Below are 18909 nucleotides of genomic sequence, written 5' to 3' on the forward strand. Positions count from 1 at the left end.
ATGGAATTTTATGACATCAATTATGAAAAGAAAATGGAAAACATTTTTCTCTCAAAAAAAAGCAATTCTTGGATTGATTGTCTTTATAATTATATTATTTGCAGCTATTTTTGCAAATTTTATATCAAATAATAAACCTATATTATTAATTCGGTCTGAAATAAATAATGAAAATCATAAAATAAATATTTTTAGAAGCAAATTATATTTTCCTGTTTTCATAAATTATCAGCCTCAGGACTTTCATATTTTAGATTCCTTTATTGTTGATTACAAAATTTTAGAGGATAATGATAAAAAAAATAATATAAAAACATTTTCTATTTATCCTTTGAATAAATGGGATGCAGAAGAACAATCCGATTCAAGTTTAAGTCCTCCATCAGCTATTCATTGGCTTGGCACAGATAATTTGGGTAGGGATATTTTTGCAAGACTAATTTATGGAGTTCGAATTTCATTAGGATTTTCTATTGTTTTATGGATTATTTCTTATTTTTTAGGAACATGTATTGGCGCTTTACAAGGATATTTTTTGGGAATTTTTGATTTTGTTTTAGAGCGATTTAAAGAGTTAACAGCAATTATTCCTATGTTAACATTAGTAATTCTGGTAACAGCAATTACAAAAAGCCAATCTTTTTGGATTATTCTTTTTTTAGTTTTGATATTTGGATGGATGGGAATTGCAAGTCAAATTAGAGCAAATGTTTTATCTATTCGTAAACGTGAATTTTGTGAGGCATCAATTGCTTTAGGCGGTTCACACTTTCGAGTTTTATTAAAACATATTTTGCCCAATTCATTAACTCCTTTAATAACATTAAGCCCATTTGCAATTGAGGGAGGCGTTTCTTTACTCGCTGCCTTAGATTATTTAGGTTTTGGATTACCGCCTCCAACACCAAGTTTAGGGGAGCTTATGTCTCAAGGAAGGGATAATATTCAAAATGCTCCATGGCTTTTAATTTCACCTGTAGTTACAATTCTTCTTATTTTAATTTCAGTTAGTTTAATTGGTCAGGCTTTGAGAAAAACATTTGATCCAAAAGTAAATGGATAAAAAGGGGATAATAAAATGATAAAAAAATTTAAGATAAAAAATTTTTATAAATTATTTATTTGCTATATTGGATATCCTGTTTTTGGAGTTTATTCTTTAAATTCTTTTGCTATTGAAAATAACTTAAAAATAATAATTCCTGCTGAAAAAAATGGAGGAAATGACTATATAGCAAGAAAGATAGGAGAGTTTTTAAACGATGAAAAAATAATAAAAAAAATTCAGTATGAAAATATTTCAGGCATAGGAGCTAGTAAAGGTATTGAAGAATTTTTAAAAATGAATGCGAATGAAAATGGTTTTTTAATTGCTTCTTTGGGTGCTCATGTAAATGATCTTCAAGGAAATTTGTCTCAGGATAAAGATTTGTTAAAAAAATTGACTCCACTTGCAATCATATCTGAAGATTATCCCATTATAGCAGTAAATAGAAGTAGTTCATTTAAAAATGAAGAAGAATTAATGCAAGAATTTAAAAAAAATAAAGACAAGTTTAAAGTCTACGGGGGGTCTAAAGAAAAAGGAATCGATCATATAAATTTTTTGTTAACGGCAAAAAAGTATGATTTGAAATCTTCTGAAGTTCAATATGTTGAATCTAATGGAGGGGGAAAGGCGTTCGATAAATTTTTGCAAGATGAAAACGGGATATTAAGTACAAGTTTTTCTGAAAATATAAAAAATATTGTAGATAAAAAAATTAAAATTTTAGCAATTTGTTCTGATAAACGCTTAAAAGAATGTCCTAATGCTCCTACATTTAAAGAATTAGGTATTTCTAATTGTTTAATGAATTATCGAATTATTTATATTAATTCAAAATCATCTCCCGAAAAAATAAAGTTTTATAATAATATTATAGATAAATTATTTACCAATTTAAATTGGTTATATTTTTCAAAAGATAATCATATTATAAATATAAATGTTAAGAGTAAAGATATCCAAAATTTTATAGAACAAAAAAGAGATAATATTCAAAAAATAATATTTTCTTTAAATGAAAAGTGAGTTGTTGTATTGAAAAAAGTAATTAATTTAATTTCTCATTATAATGAGGGTAAAGATTTTTCTGCAGATTTTATAAAAACCTTAGATAATTCTATAAGTATTAAAATAGGTAAAAATGAAAATCAATCTGAGTTGATGCACAGTGAAAGTGGGGCTTTTTCAGAGACCATATATATTTACCTACCAGTTCTTGAAAGCATAGTAAAAAATAACTTAAAGCCCATTTTTTTATCTATAGGACTTGGTGCTGGTTATATAGAAATTATGATTGTTGCTTATTTAATGAAAAATTTATATTTAAAAAATAATATAAATGAATTTTGCATAGAATCTTTTGAGGGTGAAGCCAGATTAATTCATTTTTTTAGGTCTTATTTTTTAGAAAAAGAAATTCCTTTACCATTCAAAAATTGTTATGAAAATATTCTTGAATTGAGCAGTAATTATTTTGAGCTTGATAAAAATATATTAAAGTTGGAAATTAAAAATCTTATTATGGCAAACAAAATTAATTTCAATCAAAAGTTTTTAAATTCAACAATTCTTAAAATACCAGTCTATGGAATTTTTTTTGATGCCTTTAGTTCAAATTCATCTCCTGAACTTTGGGAAGAAAATTTAATTCAGAATATTTTGAGTACAAAAAACGCAGAAAATAAATGTATATTTGCAACTTATGCATCTAAAAATATATTAAAAAAAATCCTAAAATTAAATAAGTTTCTTATTCATAAAAAAAAGGGATTTTCTGGAAAAAGAGAGTGTATTTATGCAGAAAGAAATTTAATATAAAAAATTTAAATTAATCAAAATATTTTTCTTGTAATATCCCTTTATCATGCCAACCCCAAAATCCTGGCTCAATCTCAATTTCAAACGGTTTATCGTTTATGACATATGCGAAACGATACCAATTAGAATACCAAGAATCTGCTGCTTGAATATAATCATTAGGTCCACAAAACTGTTTTATTCTTTCAATTTCTTCTTCTGTTGTTATAAAAAAATACTTTGGAGCGTAATCAATTTTTTTTTCTTTATGTAATTTCCAATAACCAGTTACTTCAACTCTTTTTCCAGAAGGATCTTTTGCCCAGCGCCATATTTTATAATTTTGTGAACTTGTACAGGCAACATTTGTTTTTGTTTGCGAATAAGAAATATTTGTATAAGAAATTAAAGATACTAATGAAAATATTTTTAGTATATTCATATTTTAATACCTCAATATATAAATATATTTATTTTTCCAATATCAAAAAAAATGATAATAATTATGAATGGAAAGATAAGGAGGTGGTTGATAAATGCTGCAGACTTTAATATTTTTATTTTTGCATTTAGTATATACATTAGATGCATAACTAGTAAAGCCTACTAAATTTAATGCTAATAGAATAAAGCAAATTGTTTTTTTCATATTAACCTCTATTTATTTTTAATTCATTATTTTTAATTGACTCTTTTTTCTAATACGAAATTATAAAAATGTCAATGAAATAGTGAATGCCTTAAATAGATTGATTTATTTTATTGCGAATTATTTAAATTTTTTCTTATATAAGCTTGCTCACAGCTTTTCCAAAATTGAGATCTATTTTGTTGCCAAATAGAAATATTTGAAGAAATAAAATTATAAATATCTGTGGAATGATTTTTAAGAGCTAATGAATATTGTTGTTCTTTCAAAGGAATATGGCTCACTGCTTGTATTAAATCATCTACAGAGGGTTCTTTAATTGAACTTAAATAAATTTTAGGCAAAAGAAAGGAAGGGTCATTTGAATGTCCCATATTTTCTAATTGAAAACCTGGTACGATGCATCCTACCATTCCACGATTATCATTACTCATTGAAGTGCCATACATATCGACAAGCAAATGTCCGGGAATACTACACATCGCATTAATTGGTCTTGTTGCACTGCAGCCGCCAGCTAAAGGCTCTTTTTTGCCACTCTTATGAACTAAACGCAAAGAATAAATAGATGTGTCATTACGTGCCCAAAACTCTGTAATAGGGCCTCCATTTTCTATTGAGCAATCAATGTAAATATTTCCACCAGCTGGATTATAAGTACCGAAATAATCGTCGTCAAAACCAGGAGTACGTCTTGTATAACCAGTTACACCGCCGTCATAACCATCATCATCACTCCATTTGTTTCCACCTGAATAAAGACTAAAACTTGAAGGTGGTACCAAATGATCACTTCTGCCTTGAGGAATTTCTTCAATTTTAAATCCATTATCATTCCCTCCAAAAGGACCACAATAAAGAACTCGAGTTAAGTTAACAGTAACTTTACTTGGGTATTTTATAGGATCAAAATAGGGATAAATTTCTCGGAAATCGAGAGCTGCTAGCTGATATTTACGATAACAATCATTCTTGATGCGAAAATATTTAACACCATAAAAGTCATTTTGAGCTTCGGTTTCAGCTTGAGCATTCGCTTTGGCTTGAATTGCTTTATAAGTTGAATCAATATAATCACAATATTCTTTTATAAAATTTGATATGTCATCAATGTATAATTGTTTTGTATTAGGTTTCCAGGCCATTTTATCTGAGTTTAGAATGCCATCTCTTAATAATGTTAAGTGTAATATAGCATAAATTGAATAAAGAGGGAGGAGTGATTCTTCGTGACCCTTACTTGAAAAATGAGGAAGTTGAGCTCTAAATTGGATATCACAAGATACAAAATTTTCAGAAATAAATGCAGGGTCATCACTAATTTTAATAGCATTGTTATATGCCTTTAATATATTTCCAAGACCTGTTAGATCCTCTTTTACAAGCTGATATACCTCTTCATCAATTTTTTGATCCACTAATTTTTCAACTTTTTCCTTTATTTCATCCCAAACATCTTTTGATGATTCTGGCCAAAAGAAACCTATTAAAAGTGATATAAAACCACCAATTTCAGGAATCTCGCCAATACCAAAAAGAATTGTTGCTCTAAGATCATTTAAAAGATCATTTTGATCTATATCTAGATATGTATTTTTTGAAATTTGATTAGAATTTATAAATGAGTTAGCGAATGTTCTTTTATGAATTATCATACAACTAGCTATAGCAATTGCAGAGCTTTTTAATAATAATCGGCGTTTTTTTGATGAGTTTGATGTCTTGTTAAAATCATTAGGTAACAATTTGTTTGTTTCAGGAAAATTTGTCATTTTTTTATCTCTTATATTAGAAATTAATTAAATATAAAAATTTAAACAAAAAAATTATTTTTTATTATCTGTTAATTTAGCTGAAATTATTGAATTTTCTTCATTTTCATTATGGCTATTTAAGCCTTTTTTAAAATTAGAAATTCCTTCTCCTAATGATTTTCCAATGGAAGAAAGGCGATTTCCTCCAAAAAGAACAATTACAATTCCAAAAATTAGAGCAAGTTCTCCAAAGCTAAAAGAATGCATAATTAACCTCAATATATTCAGTTTTTACAATGATAACATCTTAAATAAAATATGCTTACAAAATAATTGGTAAGTTAGTTAATAAAATAAGTCAACGCGAATTTATATGTAATAAAAGTGGACATTTTAAATAAAAATTAATATCTTTATGTTTGAAGAGGTATTAATTGGATTTTTATATCTTTATTATTAATTTTAAAATTTAGGAGTGCTTTCATGTTTGGTTTAAGTATCGGTGAAATTATATTTATTTCATTTTTAATGCTTATTTTATTTGGTAATGAAAAACTCCTGAAAATTTAAAAAAAGCAGCTCGTGGAATAAATAAGTCAAAAAAAGTTATTTCAGATATTGAAATTTCATGGAAAGAAGTTCAAAAAGATATTCATAAAATCTCTTTAAATGATGATTTTTCTATTATTAATAGAAATGTTAAAGAAATTAATTCAAAACTTAAAGAGTAACATAAAAGTTATTTTTTATTAGGGATTTTTAAAATGAAACGCTTAAAATTTAATCCAGTATTATATATTTCAACTATTTTTCATAATAATATAAAAAAATTTTCTAAAAGAAAGTCTGAAGTTAATAATAATGAAGATGAATTATCTTTGTTTTGGCATATTCAAGAGCTCAGAAAACATTGCATTTACTCTATAATTTGGCTTGCTTTTTTTTCTTCAATTTCTTTTGTTTTTATGAATCCTATTATAAATTTCTTAGAAAAACCATACAATAATTCTATTAAATTATATAAAAATAATCTGTTAACACAAAATTTATCTTCTATAAGTATTTTCGAAGTAATTACGGTTAACTTTAAAATTTGTTTTTTAATCGGACTTTCCATCAGTTTACCTTTTATTTTAAGAGAACTTTGGAAATTTATAGTTCCGGCTCTTTATGAAAATGAAAAAAAGATCGCACAAGTATTTATTGTAGCAAGTGTCATTTTATTTTACACGGGTATTGCATTTGGTTTTTATTTGGTAATTCCCTATTTCTTTTCTAATGCTCTTACTTGGTCAAGTCAATATGCTCATGTTATGATTACTTATGAGAATTACTTCAATTCATTAATAATATTAATATTTATATTTGGAATTGTTTTTGAAATTCCAGTCATTTTGTCTTTATTAGGAATGGCAGGACTTATTTCATCTGACTTATTAAAAAAGAATAGAAAAATAACTTTTATATTATGTTTTATCATTGGTGCTATTCTATCCCCTCCTGAAGTTTTAAGTTTATGTTTAATTGCTTTACCGATGTATTTTATGACTGAAATATCTATATATTTTATTAAAAAAATAGAAGAAAAAAGAATGCTAATTGAAATTAGTAAGTCTTAAAACATCCAGCCAATTTTTATAATATTCCAAAATGGAAGTGTTTTAGATCTAAAATAATCACCAAAATTATCTCTTATTTGTCTTTGAAAGTCTTGGTAAGCATAAGAGTTTGCTACAAGAGAATATTGTTTTTGGTCTGTCGTTAAAATTTCACTCCAAAAATTTTCATTTCCTGAAGTCACAGGGATTTGAACTCCAAGTTCCGTTCCTAGTGTAAAGCCGTTGTCAAAAACAGCCATCCAACCAATTTGAGGCGCAAAATAAACAGTATCTACTGTTAAATGTGCTCTTAAAGGAACACAAGAGTTGTCATTACCAAACTGGCTAATATATTCACATCCATCAACAGTTGCTTGTAAATGTCTAAAGCCAAATGCTGTGCCTATAAATAGTGAACCGAAAAAGGGATAAATAACGACTCTCCCTTCTAAATGTTGGATATTTCCAGAAGTGTCTTGAATTGGAGTGTTATTATTATTGTGATTTATTCTATCCTCTAAACTGGGATAATTTTTTAAATTAAAATTGCTAATTCCACCATAACTTGCACTTATTCCTAAAAAATGAAAGAGACGTGCTTCTGCTCCAATTGAAAAAAACTGAAAAAATCCAAAACTAGCCATGGGGCCTATTCGAAAATATTCGCTTTCTTCATTTTTTCCTTCAACAGGAACAATAGGATCTGGAGTAGATGATTTAGATTCATTTTCTTCTTCTTTTTCCTCATCAACTGCTGGTTGAGGATTATCAAAACCTTCTGGTAAAGTAACTTTTAAGGCTGCTATTAATTCAGGAGTAACAGGTTCAGGTGGTGGAGGCGGTTTGTCACCTTCTATTTTTCCCCATTGATTCTCTTTTACTTCTTGCACAACTTCGGGGGTTGAAGGATTGCTCAGTTCTACTTTTCCAGTAGTTACTACCAATTGAGTTTCTGTTGCATTTTCTGGGGCTACAATAAATCCGCCTGTACCTCGAACACCCATTACGGCATTTGAAGTTTTATATTTAACATCATTATTGATATTTTTATCTGGTTTTACAAAAAATCTAATTTTTCCTTTTATATTTTCAAAAATACTTTTTAAACTTTTTTGATCCGATTCTAAATCAACTTTATATTCTTTTATATTTAATTCTGAATTTTCATATAAAATGATATCTGCTCCATCAAAAAATATAATTTTGACAAGGGCATTTTCTTTTGTTCTTATTGTATCAGAAGGATGAACAAGATCTCCTTTTTTTAATTCTACTGTTTCTTTACCTTTAAAAACTTCTGCTTTTCCAATAATATTGTCAATTTTTCCAACTTCTTCCTCTTGGGAAAAAGCCTTTAATATATTAAAAGACGTTAAAATAAAAATTAAAATTATTTTAATTATGCTTTTATTTTTAAGCAATTTTAACTCCATAAACGATATTTTCTGTTTTAAATGTGATTTCTTTTAAATCTTTGCTAATATCAAGAATATCTTTTGAAGCTTCAATTGATTTTTCTGCGCTTTCTAAGTTTTTTATTGCTGAAACATCTATTTTAGACATAGCATTTGAAATATGTTTTACACCGATTTCTTGTTCTTTTGTAGCTTCTGTAATTTGTGTCATTTGAGTTTGAATTTCATTTACATCTGTAATAATTTTACTAAATATATTTGAAACTTCATGTGTTTTATTTTGTCCTTCAGAAACTCGTGAAACAGTTAATTCCAAAATGTTTTTTACATTTACTCTACTTTTATCCAATAATTCTCTTATTTCATTTGAAGATTTTCCACTCGTTTTTGCTAGGTTTCCAACTTCTTCTGCTACCACTGCAAACCCTTTTCCATATTCACCCGCCCTTGCGGATTCAATGGAGGCATTTAATGAAAGCAATTCGGTTTTTGAAACAATATCATTAATTACCATAGCTTTATTTTCAATTTGAATGATAATTTCTTCAATTTCGGATAGCTTTTGACTTGCTTCCTGGATAGCTGCCATTGAAGCAACCATTTCTTTAACGGCTTCATTTCCTGCAACAGTTTGTTCGCTAATTGTTTTAGATAAATTCTCTGAATTATTTGTCAAAGTAGATGTCCTTGCAATCATACTTGTTACTTCTTCAATGGCAGCAGCGGTTTCTTGAATTGAGTTTGCTTGGCTTTTTGAAGAGCTTCCTACATTTTCACTCATTTTAGTCAAATAATCGCATTTTTCTTCCATATTTTTTGAAGATGTTTTTAGAAGATTTGTTAATTTTGATAAAGGAACTGCAATGTAATTTGCTAAAATAAGGCCGCCAGAAATTAGAAAAATACTTAAAAAAATACAAATACTACCTTCTACATAAATATTTTTTCGTTTTTGCCTATCAAGGTCATCAATATAAATTCCAGTGCCTATATACCATTTCCATTCAGGTATAGGTTTTAAATAAGTTAACTTAGGAAATTCATCTGTAGTTCCTGGTTTTGTTGTAAAATAGGTTAAATAATCTGGCCCTTTGTTTCTTTCTAATATTTCAACAAACTTTTTATATTGTGTTGAATTTTGAATGACATTGTCATCTTTAGGGCGCTTAGGGTTTACAATTTGTTTTCTTTCATGGTCACCAATAAAAAAGTAATTATCACCATCATAACGAGCAGCGTTTATTGCTATCTTAATTCCATCGACAGCTTCTTCGTGTGATATTTTTCCATCTTTTTCAAGATTTATATATCTATAAACAATGCCAGCAGCAGAGTCTGTTAAATTTCTTATTTGTGTTTTTTTTTCTTCCATTAATCTATCCATAGATTCATTTCCAAGATAGATCAATGTTAACGTAAATATAATGACTAATAATATATTCCAAAAAATCATTTTTTGTTTAATACTAAGTCTTGAAATCATAATGTTTTCTTTCAGCTGAGATCGAAATCTAGAATAGAATCTATTTATTAATATTATATTATTGGGATTTTGAGAGTACTATCAAAATTTTGTCACATCGATACGGTATTTTGCTTTTTTAAGAGATTCATCTTTGGAGTGTAAAACTAAAAAGGGAGGATGATATGGAATTGAATCTAAAGAACTTTCAAAATAAACGGTTTGTTTATTTGGAGTAATTATTGGTAAAATTTTCCAATTTTCTTCGAGTGTGAAATCGATTACTTTTGTATTTTTTACTTTTTCAATTAAAATATTTCTATATAATTCAGTGCTATCTAAAATTGTTTTAAATTTATTTATATTGGGAAAGTTGCCACCACCAGCTGCACGATAGTTATTTGTTACAACACCAAATAATTGTTTTGGTTTGATTTTTCTTTTATTAAATTGAATATTTAAAATACGATTACCCAATGGTTTTGTTAAATCTATCTCATAAGTAATTCCAAAAATACAGTCAAAGTTAAATGTTGGAAATAAAGGATTTAATAAAAAAATTTCTTCGCTAGAGGTAACATTAATTTGGTTAAAAGTTTGAGCAGAAAATTCAAGCCAGTCTTTTATTTGTTCACCATTAACAAGTAAAACTTTTATTTCATTATCATAGGGGTATAAATTTGAGATATCTTTAATTGCTAATGGGCCTTTAGGAATATTAATAAAAGAACTTCCATGTGTTCCGGTATTTAAAGGTGCAAAGGAGCATAAAAATGGGAGGTTTTCCCATTTAGTATTCTTAAATTTATTTGAGGCAAATTCTATGGCTGTCTTTTGAATAAATTGCGAAGTATAAGAGTTTCCTAATGAAGAAAACCAAGAATAAAAATGAATATTACTTTTGCCAACGTAAGAGCGTATGTAATTTAAAACATTTTTATTTTCTTCTTCAACTAGTGAAATTACTTTTGAATCGGGTTCAACATCTTTGACGCTATGTATTTCAGAAAAACTTTGATTGATTTTCCAAACATTTTTTTTCTTTTCTAAATTAAAACGTATTATTCCTAAATGGCTTCCAAGAGCGCCAGGCATAACGACAGGAATATTATTTATTTTTCCAATAGTATTATCTATTTTATATTTATCAAGATTTTGAAAAACTTTTCCGCCTGGGAAAATATTATGAGCATGACCAGAAAAAACAGCATCAATTTGTTTGATTTTTGTTAATTCATAAACGGCATTCTCAGTGTTTTTTATATATTTAAGCGGCAAAATTCCACTATGTGCAAGAGCTATAACAAGATCGGCGCCATTTTTTTTTAATTGAATAGCTTGTTTTTTTGAAGATTCAACAATATCTTTTATAATGATTTTATTATCGAGAATATGTTTATCCCAAATTAAAATTTGAGGTGGTGCAACTCCAATAAATCCAATTTTAATGGATGCATTATCCTCAAATTTTTTTTCAATGATATAACTTTCAGGATATAATGACTCTCCCATATTATTTTCTTTGTTTTCATCAAATAAATAAATATTTGAACAAATATATGGAAACTTTGCTTGATTTGTTACTCTTTTTAAAAATTCGAGCCCATAATTAAAATCATGATTTCCAACCGTTGCGATATCATAATTTAAATAATTCATAACTTTAAATATGGGATGATTTTTATCTTTTTCGAGCGGCTTATATCTGCTAACATAATCTGATAAGGCATTGCCTTGGATTAAATCCCCATTATCAACCAAAATATTATTTTTATAAATTTTTTGAAATTTTTTTATTAAGGTAGCTGTTTTAGCTAACCCAAAAACCTCTGACTTTTTGTCATTGTAGTAATCGTAAGGAACGATATAACAATGCAAGTCAGAAGTTTCCAAAATCGCCAATTGATAACAATTGGGGGGAGATGTCATACTTTTTCGCTTTTTGGAAGAAGGGTGACGACCAATCTACGTCCTTCCATGCGTGGTGATGACTCCTGAATAACAATTTCTTCTAAACCAGTCATAAGTTCTTGAAGTGCTTTGTACCCTAAATCAATGTGCGACATTTCACGCCCTCTAAATTTAACTCCAACACGAACACGAGCTTTTTCGGCAATCCATCTTTTAATATGATTTTGTTTTGTCTCAATGTCATGTTTGTCTGTATTTGGGGTTAAATTGATTTCTTTAACTTCAATAACAACTTGTTTTTTCTTAGCTTCTTGAGCTTTTTTGCTTTGCTGATATTTGAACTTGCCGTAGTCAATAAGACGACACACAGGAGGTTTTGCGTCAGGTGAAACTTCAACTAAGTCGAGCCCTAACTCTTCTGCTCTAGAAAGAGCTTCACGGATGGGTAATACTCCTACTTGTTCGCCAGTATCGGAAATAAGACGAACCTCAGTTGCTTTGATGCGATCATTAATTCTTGGACCATCTTGTGCGGGGTTACGAGTTTGTTGGTTTCCCATTGGACGCATATTGTGTGCAATCTCCTTTGAAAGTGGTATAAACAGTGAAGAATAGTCTTCTTTTGATGAACATTCAGAATTTACCATGTCTTCTATAAAAAATAAAAAAAGAGAAGAAAATTCTCAACTGTAGCGTGCAAAATTTAACTTCATATGCACGAATGGGTATGGATTTTCTTCTCTTATAAAATAAGCATTTGTAGGAAAATTAATTTTTAAGCTCATTTTGAGTTGGTTTGTTAAGAGTAAACAACTTTGGAGTTGTTCCTGTTTTACGAAGCTTGTTCTTCGCTTTTTTACCCATTTTTACTTTTTTCGCATCGCGGCAGCGATTTGTTTTGTCCGTAGGTGAAGTCATTTTAACCTCTTAATAATATTGATTAAATTAAAAACGAATGAAACTAAATTAAAGATCATCCATAGAAATTGCAACCATGCCTCATTTTTTTCCGTTTGACAAGGAAATTTAGAGACCTTGTCTACAGCTTAAAACTAAAAAAAGGGTTTTGATGTTCGATAAAGTGAAAGAAGTAGACATAAATATTGAACTAGTTTAATGATTCGCTGTACTTTATTCATTTTACACCTAAAATATTTTTAGTAATTTGAAATACGGATTCAGGTTGGTCAAATCCAACCATATGACCCGAATTGTTTATTTGAATAAACATCAAATTTTTAAAAGTTTTAAATTCAGCCACTTCTTGTTTCTTGTCATTTGATATCACATATTGTTTTTCGAATTCATTAGAACTTGCAGGAAATGAGTTAAAAATATCTTTTCCGAAGGCATTTAAAGAAATTTTGCTTACAATTGCCTGAGCAGAAACGTAATTCACATCATAATCATTTTTGGCATTTACTATAAATACTTTAATATTATTTTTTAAAGCTTCTGAATAATATAAATCGGTATTTCTATACTCTTCATCAAAGGAAGATAGGACAAGATTTATTGGAAAACTAGCAAATTTCCACTCTAAGTTTTTTGGAATCTTTCCATTTCCTATCCAATTTTTAATTTCTGGGTCATTAAAAAAGTGAGATAATTTATAACCATCGTAACACCACGGAGGAAAGAAATTGCTTTGTTGGCAATTTTTTTTCATATTATAAGGATTTGGAGAATAATTAAAATGTTTACTTATCTGTGAATTTGCAGTAAATATAAAAGATAAAATGGGCATATGGATTAATTGATTTCTTAATTCAATAGGGTAAATAGGATCATTTGGAACTATAAACTTTTTGGTTTTTAATGCATGAAATTTTATTTCATTTTCATATTGTGAACAAACCTTTTTAAGATCTCCTTTTTCTGAATCAACTTCATTGGAAATATCTTTAATTTTAACTTTTTCAATTGGGATTCCCTGTTTTTTTGAAATTTTTTGAATACAATCATTCATAATATTTTTTACACTTCCAGCTTTGTCTATCGTGCACGATTCTTTTGATAAAAAGCCTTCATTACAAAGAAAAAACAATTTAGATGTTGCTGGAGTTTCATCCGCGTTTCCAATGACAGCTGATTGTGCAAAAAGACCTGTTAGAGGAATTTTATTATCTTTATTTAATTTATTATATTCTATTATTTGATGAGAAAATTGCGCAATAAACTCACCACCTGCAGATTCTCCTGATAAATAAAGAGGGCGACTTTGAAATTCAGGATATTTTTTATAAAACTCTATTATCCAAGAAATAAATTCTTTTCCAGAAGTATTTAATGAAGTAACATAACTACCCGTTCCATAGGAATAACCCACATAACGAGTTTGTTCTAAAAAAACAACATTTGAAAACTGATTCCAAGAATAAGGATTTATTTTTAGTTTATAATCTAAATCATGACTAAATGGTTCATTTATAAGAAATGGCCCATAAGAGTTAAAAGCAGGGGCCATGGAAGATGCGCCCGGGCCGCCAGAAAAGTGAATAATTAATGGTGCTTTTTCTTTTTTTGATTTTACTAAATAATAAAATAAATTATTTCCTTTTGATACTTCAATATATCCAGATTCTATTTTTGTATTTAAAATATTATCTGAATTTTTTTTATCTTTGTTCTTACTACATGCAGTTGTTAAAAAGAAAAAATTTAGAAAAATTGTTATAAATAGGAGTATTTTTTTTAGATTATAAAAAAGAAACATTATTTCTCCTTGAATTATTTTTAGTATATTTATGGTAACAGTTTTCATGAGAGACTATATAAAAAATAATCAATTTGTTGTATTTATTTTACGATATGTAAAATAAGATTTAGGATAGAAAATTTTTATTAAAAAGCTTAAACTTTTATTTGTTTAGTTTGGAAAAAATAAGAAACTGGAAATTTAAAGATATTAAATAAGTGGATACAGGTCTTATTATTATGGTGCTCCCGGGGAGAATCGAACTCCCACTTCCGGAGGAAACGCGATTTTGAGTCGCGCGCGTCTACCAGTTCCGCCACAAGAGCAACCCTACTTGCTTAGTAATCGTTGCCTCGAATGTCAAGAATTTCTCTATAAAATCTTATTGTGTTAAAATCTTGGTAAGATAATACGAGAACTTACATATAGACTTTTAGCGGAGGGGAAACAGTGGAATACTCCATCGTACAACAAGATGATGGAAAAAACGTAAGCCTGGTAGGGGTTATTAATGAGGATTCTGAGATCTCATTTAAAAATCTGTTTTCGGAATTAAAAGATACGAAAAAGATCGTTTTTAACTTTTCACAGGTAAAAAGCATTAACTCTCTTGGAGTGAGGGCTTGGGTAAGTTTTTTGAGGTCATTAGAGGAAGGCAAAAAAATATTATTTAGTGAATGTACAACAGATATAATTATGCAAATTAACATGATTCCTAGTTTTTTAGGAAAAGCGTCTGTTTCTAGTTTTTATGTAAATTATATTTGTGAAGTCTGTAATAAAGAAGACAAAAAATTATTTGAAACAGCAAGTCTTCCTCCAAAGACATATCCTCCAGCACCGAAATGCGATAACGATGATTGTGCTATGCAGACTGAAGAACTTGAGGATGAATATTTTGTATTTTTAATGCGTTGAGGTGCCATTTTGGAGAATCAAAACGTACTCGACTCAAGATTAATTGAAAAATTTGAAATACATCGTGATTTTACACGTGTATTTCTAGATGCGTTTGTTTTAATTAACAAAGAGCATAAAGTTTTAAAATTTAATGCGGCTTTTTGTCAAATTGTTGAATTGAGATCGATAGATATAAGAAGAATTGATAATTTAAAAGAAATGCTTTTAACCTCGTTACCGGGTAGTGATAAAAGCGCCATAGATCAATTGCTTGAATCGAACTCACCTACTCGTATCGACGAAGTGCCAGCAGTTAATGTAACAAATAGAAAAAATCTGACTCTAATTATTAGCAGTTATCCGTATTATGAATCGGATGGAAAAATGCTTGGTGCTTGTTTGTTATTAAGAGATGTTACTGCAGAAACAAACTTACAGTCTAAGTATAAAGACAAATCTATTCAGTCTATTACAGATCCGTTAACGGGTTTATATACGCGCCGTTACTTTGAAGAGCAAATTGATAAAGAATTTGAGCGTTGTAAGACAGGAAATGTACCGCCTAGGCTTTCCGTTATTATGTTTGACTTAGATAAATTTAAAACGGTGAATGATACTTATGGTCACCAAGCTGGTGACTTTGTTCTTGCTGAGACGGCACGTATTCTTAAGACACACAGTCGGCGTTCTGATGTTTTAGGGCGTTACGGTGGTGAAGAGTTGCTCGTTTTAATTTTTGAAACCTCTGAAAGAGGGGCTGCTGTTGCAGCAGAAAAGTTTAGACTTGCGATACAAAATAATGAATATGTATTTAATGGAACACGAATTCCTGTTACGACAAGCGTTGGTGTTACTTTGATAAAATCCGTTGAAGATTCTAAAGAGAGTGCTGTAAAGAGAGCGGATGAATGTTTGTATCATGCCAAAGAAAATGGAAGAAATATAGTTTATGTTGATTTTGGTTCGGGACAAATTCCAGTTCAATCTTTTTTAGCATCGAATCCAGAAGTTTGAAATCCATTTTCGCATTCATCCCTATTTAAATTTTCCATAGCGATAGGATTTAATATTTTAAAATTTTCAATAAACTTCTCAACCCCATATTCTTTAAAAATCTTAATTAACGTTTTATCTTCAATGAACTCACTTCCGTCTGAATTTAGAGCTTCATTGAAGTATTTTGCCGCTTCATTCATTTTATTACATCTAGCAAAAGCCATTCCAATATTAAAATGTATTTGGCCTCTATATTTTTTAAAAAAAGGTAATGCATTTTTATAAAAAGCAATCGCTTCAGTTACTTTGTTTTCTTTTATTAGAATAACACCTCTATTATTAAAGTAACTTGCTAAAGATCTACTTTCAAACTCACCTTCTATTTGATCAAAAAATGATTTTGCAACATCAAATTTACCAGCAATTGCATTAGCTTTAACCATTCCTGTTAGAGCACCTTTGTGTTTTGGACTTTTATCCAAAACTTCATGATACTTTGTTTCTGCTTCATAACTTTCTTCAAGCCCTAAATAAGCATCACCTGTCATTAACTTATGATTGAGATTTTTAGGACTTTTTGCTTCTAATTTTTGAAAAATCATTAATGCTTCTTTATGCCTTCCTGCTAAACAGTAAGCTTTTCCCATAGTACTTAGAGTCTTTAATGTCTCTATATTATTCATTTTGTGATTTTCTTTTAAAAGTTCATGAAAATAATTTATAGCTTCATTATATTTTTCTCTTAAAATTAAAATTTCACCCTTTAAATAAAGATACTTGTGATTTGTTTTTATTTTATGTAATATTTTTTCATCTTTTAGAATTTCTTCACATTTTTCAAGATTTTCCATATGAATATAATGTTTAAGTTCATTTATTTTTTTTAAAATAGGGTTGATTAAATGATAATCAGAACGAATTTCTTCTAGTTTTTTAATGAGTTGATTGCCATTGATAATTTTTGGGATTTTATAATGAATATCTAACTCTGATAATAAATAAGCATCTTCATCGCTCATGTTCTGAGCAAAAGTAATAAGTTCTATATGATCATATTTATAATTACTTCTTATTTTTTGTGCAAAGATATTCCCTGAAATACCTGATGATGACCAATTAAATAATATAAAATTTATATTTTCATGATCATTTATAAGAATTTCAAATGCATCTTTAAAATTACCGCATGTTATGACACTAAAATTTTCGCTAGATCTTATTGCGGCAGCAAAAAAAGTTCTTTGCTCTACAGTACTTTCTATTAGTAAGACAGCAAGTTTTTTTTCTAATTTCGTTTCTTTTTGGAGCTTCATTTATATCCTTCAATTAAGAAAAATATTAATATTTTAAATGCTATTCATCAATTTTATCTGTATTGGATTTTTTAAATTTTTCAATAAATTTTTGCATGCCTTCTGTTTTAAATATTTTAAGCAAAGTTTTATCGGATAATAGTTCATAATCAGAGGAGTTTAATGTTTCGTTAAAATATTCAGCCGCTTCTTCAATTTTATTAGATCTATAATAAGCCATACCTAAGTTAAAACTAATATGTCCCTTATATTTTTTAAAAAAATAAAGAGCATTTTTGTAAAATGAAATTGCTTCAGATAATTTAGTTTCCTTTACTAGCATTACCCCTCTATTATTAAAGTAACTAGCAAGAGACTTGCTTTCAAACTCACCCTCAATCTGGTGAAAAAAAGATTTAGCAACATCGTATTTACCTGAAATAGAATTTGATTTTACCATTCCAGTCAAAGCTCCCTTATCTTTTGGATTTTTTTCTAGGATTTCATGAAATTTTGATTCGGCTTTATAATGTTCATTAAGCCCTAATAGTGCTTCTCCAGCCATTAATTTATGATTTAAATTTTTAGGGCTTTTTGACTCAAGTTTTTCAAATATCATTAATGCTTCTTTATTTCGTCCAGCTAGGCAGTAAGCTTTGCCTAAAGTACTCATCGTTTTAAGAGTTTCTATTCCGTTTAGTTTTGATCTATCTTTTAGAAGATCTTCAAAATATTTAATAGCATTATCATAATCTTTTCTTAGTATTAATATTTCTCCATATATATATAGGTATTTATGATTGTTTTGTATCTTGTGAAGAATTTTTTCATCTTTTATTATTTCTTCACAATTTTCAAGATCCTCAACGTTTACATAATGCTTTAGTTCATTTATTTTTTTTAAAACCGGATTTAGTAAATGATAGTCTGAACGAATTTCTTCAAGTTTTTTTATTAACTGGGCGCCATTAATAATTTTTGGTATTGTATAATGAATGTCAAGCTCAGAAAATAAAAAAGAATCTTCATCGCTTAAGTTCTGGGAAAATGTAATTAATTCAATGTGATCATATTTAAAATTTTTTCTAATATTTTGAGCAAAAATAGAGCCTGCAATATTAGGTGAAATCCAATTAAATAGAATAAAATTTATGCTTTCATAATTATCCATTAATATTTGTCTTGCATCGTTTGCTGTGCCCGCTGTTAAAACATTAAAATTGAGACTTTTTTTAATAGCCCCAGAAAAAAATGCCCTTAATTCTACTGAATTTTCTATTAGTAATATTACAAGTTTTTTTTCTAAAATGGGCTCTTTGTGAGGCTTCATTTTTATTCCTTCAATTCATAAAAAGAATAATTATTTAAAAATTTAAAATAATTATTTAT

17 protein-coding genes and 1 tRNA gene are annotated in these 18909 nt (G+C 28.3%); 6 read left to right on the forward strand and 12 right to left on the reverse strand.

The annotated features are described in order from the left end of the window. The first annotated feature begins 10 nt into the window (after nucleotides 1-10). The 3 genes from GCL60_RS11310 to GCL60_RS11320 are packed head-to-tail and all read left to right on the forward strand — an operon-like array spanning nucleotide 11 to nucleotide 2866. The gene (locus tag GCL60_RS11310; RefSeq protein ID WP_153420768.1) at nucleotides 11-1063 is read left to right on the forward strand and encodes an ABC transporter permease subunit; all 1053 of its coding nucleotides are present in this window, start codon (nucleotides 11-13) and stop codon (nucleotides 1061-1063) included. Nucleotides 1064-1078: 15 nt separating this feature from the next. Beyond that, a complete protein-coding gene (locus GCL60_RS11315) occupies nucleotides 1079-2074 on the forward strand; it encodes a Bug family tripartite tricarboxylate transporter substrate binding protein (protein WP_153420769.1) in 996 nt (331 codons plus the stop codon). 9 nt (nucleotides 2075-2083) lie between these two features. Then, complete coding sequence (locus GCL60_RS11320) at nucleotides 2084-2866, forward strand: MnmC family methyltransferase (protein ID WP_153420770.1); 783 nt, start codon at nucleotides 2084-2086, stop codon at nucleotides 2864-2866. A gap of 10 nt (nucleotides 2867-2876) precedes the next feature. Here GCL60_RS11320 and GCL60_RS11325 read toward each other — a convergent pair whose 3' ends face one another. From GCL60_RS11325 to GCL60_RS11340, 3 genes are all read right to left on the reverse strand, one after another. Continuing rightward, a complete protein-coding gene (locus GCL60_RS11325; protein ID WP_153420771.1) occupies nucleotides 2877-3287 on the reverse strand; it encodes a hypothetical protein in 411 nt (136 codons plus the stop codon). A gap of 317 nt (nucleotides 3288-3604) precedes the next feature. Then, nucleotides 3605-5266 (reverse strand): insecticidal delta-endotoxin Cry8Ea1 family protein, encoded by a 1662-nt coding sequence (locus GCL60_RS11335; protein WP_153420773.1) that lies wholly within the window; start codon nucleotides 5264-5266, stop codon nucleotides 3605-3607. A 54-nt stretch (nucleotides 5267-5320) separates the two neighbouring features. Beyond that, a complete protein-coding gene (locus tag GCL60_RS11340; RefSeq protein ID WP_153420774.1) occupies nucleotides 5321-5515 on the reverse strand; it encodes a Sec-independent protein translocase subunit TatA/TatB in 195 nt (64 codons plus the stop codon). 497 nt (nucleotides 5516-6012) lie between these two features. Between GCL60_RS11340 and tatC the strand changes: the two genes are divergently transcribed. Continuing rightward, nucleotides 6013-6867, forward strand: coding sequence for a twin-arginine translocase subunit TatC (gene tatC / locus GCL60_RS11345; protein WP_153420775.1), 855 nt, complete (start codon nucleotides 6013-6015; stop codon nucleotides 6865-6867). Here the strand turns inward: tatC and GCL60_RS11350 are convergent. The 7 genes from GCL60_RS11350 to GCL60_RS11380 form a co-directional block, all read right to left on the reverse strand. Then, nucleotides 6864-8267: a FecR family protein gene (locus GCL60_RS11350; protein WP_161998178.1), complete on the reverse strand. Its 1404-nt coding sequence runs from the start codon at nucleotides 8265-8267 to the stop codon at nucleotides 6864-6866. The genes tatC and GCL60_RS11350 overlap by 4 nt on opposite strands. Then, nucleotides 8260-9744 carry a methyl-accepting chemotaxis protein gene (locus tag GCL60_RS11355; protein WP_153420777.1) on the reverse strand — a complete coding sequence of 495 codons (1485 nt, stop codon included), beginning with the start codon at nucleotides 9742-9744 and terminating at the stop codon, nucleotides 8260-8262. Before GCL60_RS11355 ends, GCL60_RS11350 begins: the two co-directional genes overlap by 8 nt. A gap of 81 nt (nucleotides 9745-9825) precedes the next feature. Further along, complete coding sequence (locus GCL60_RS11360) at nucleotides 9826-11652, reverse strand: bifunctional 2',3'-cyclic-nucleotide 2'-phosphodiesterase/3'-nucleotidase (protein WP_153420778.1); 1827 nt, start codon at nucleotides 11650-11652, stop codon at nucleotides 9826-9828. After that, nucleotides 11649-12203, reverse strand: a complete 555-nt coding sequence (gene infC / locus GCL60_RS11365; RefSeq protein ID WP_202614024.1) for a translation initiation factor IF-3 — start codon at nucleotides 12201-12203, stop codon at nucleotides 11649-11651. The genes GCL60_RS11360 and infC overlap by 4 nt, the downstream gene beginning before the upstream one ends. 199 nt (nucleotides 12204-12402) lie before the next feature. Continuing rightward, on the reverse strand, nucleotides 12403-12552 hold the full coding sequence (locus GCL60_RS11370) for a hypothetical protein (RefSeq protein WP_153420779.1): 150 nt from the start codon (nucleotides 12550-12552) through the stop codon (nucleotides 12403-12405). A gap of 217 nt (nucleotides 12553-12769) precedes the next feature. Then, complete coding sequence (locus GCL60_RS11375; protein ID WP_161998179.1) at nucleotides 12770-14350, reverse strand: S10 family peptidase; 1581 nt, start codon at nucleotides 14348-14350, stop codon at nucleotides 12770-12772. Nucleotides 14351-14572: 222 nt separating this feature from the next. After that, nucleotides 14573-14658 (reverse strand) — tRNA-Leu (locus tag GCL60_RS11380). A 124-nt stretch (nucleotides 14659-14782) separates the two neighbouring features. Between GCL60_RS11380 and GCL60_RS11385 the strand changes: the two genes are divergently transcribed. Together GCL60_RS11385 and GCL60_RS11390 are read left to right on the forward strand one after the other, a co-directional pair. After that, the gene (locus GCL60_RS11385; protein WP_153420781.1) at nucleotides 14783-15250 is read left to right on the forward strand and encodes an STAS domain-containing protein; all 468 of its coding nucleotides are present in this window, start codon (nucleotides 14783-14785) and stop codon (nucleotides 15248-15250) included. A 9-nt stretch (nucleotides 15251-15259) separates the two neighbouring features. Then, the gene (locus tag GCL60_RS11390; protein ID WP_153420782.1) at nucleotides 15260-16246 is read left to right on the forward strand and encodes a sensor domain-containing diguanylate cyclase; all 987 of its coding nucleotides are present in this window, start codon (nucleotides 15260-15262) and stop codon (nucleotides 16244-16246) included. Here the strand turns inward: GCL60_RS11390 and GCL60_RS11395 are convergent. Together GCL60_RS11395 and GCL60_RS11400 are read right to left on the reverse strand one after the other, a co-directional pair. Continuing rightward, nucleotides 16213-17541 carry a tetratricopeptide repeat protein gene (locus GCL60_RS11395; RefSeq protein ID WP_153420783.1) on the reverse strand — a complete coding sequence of 443 codons (1329 nt, stop codon included), beginning with the start codon at nucleotides 17539-17541 and terminating at the stop codon, nucleotides 16213-16215. The genes GCL60_RS11390 and GCL60_RS11395 overlap by 34 nt on opposite strands. Nucleotides 17542-17581: 40 nt before the next feature. Further along, entirely contained in the window at nucleotides 17582-18850 is a 1269-nt protein-coding gene (locus tag GCL60_RS11400; RefSeq protein ID WP_153420784.1) for a tetratricopeptide repeat protein, read from the reverse strand. Nucleotides 18851-18909 lie beyond the last annotated feature (59 nt).

Source organism: Silvanigrella paludirubra (assembly GCF_009208775.1).
Classification (GTDB): Bacteria; Bdellovibrionota_B; Oligoflexia; order Silvanigrellales; family Silvanigrellaceae; genus Silvanigrella; species Silvanigrella paludirubra.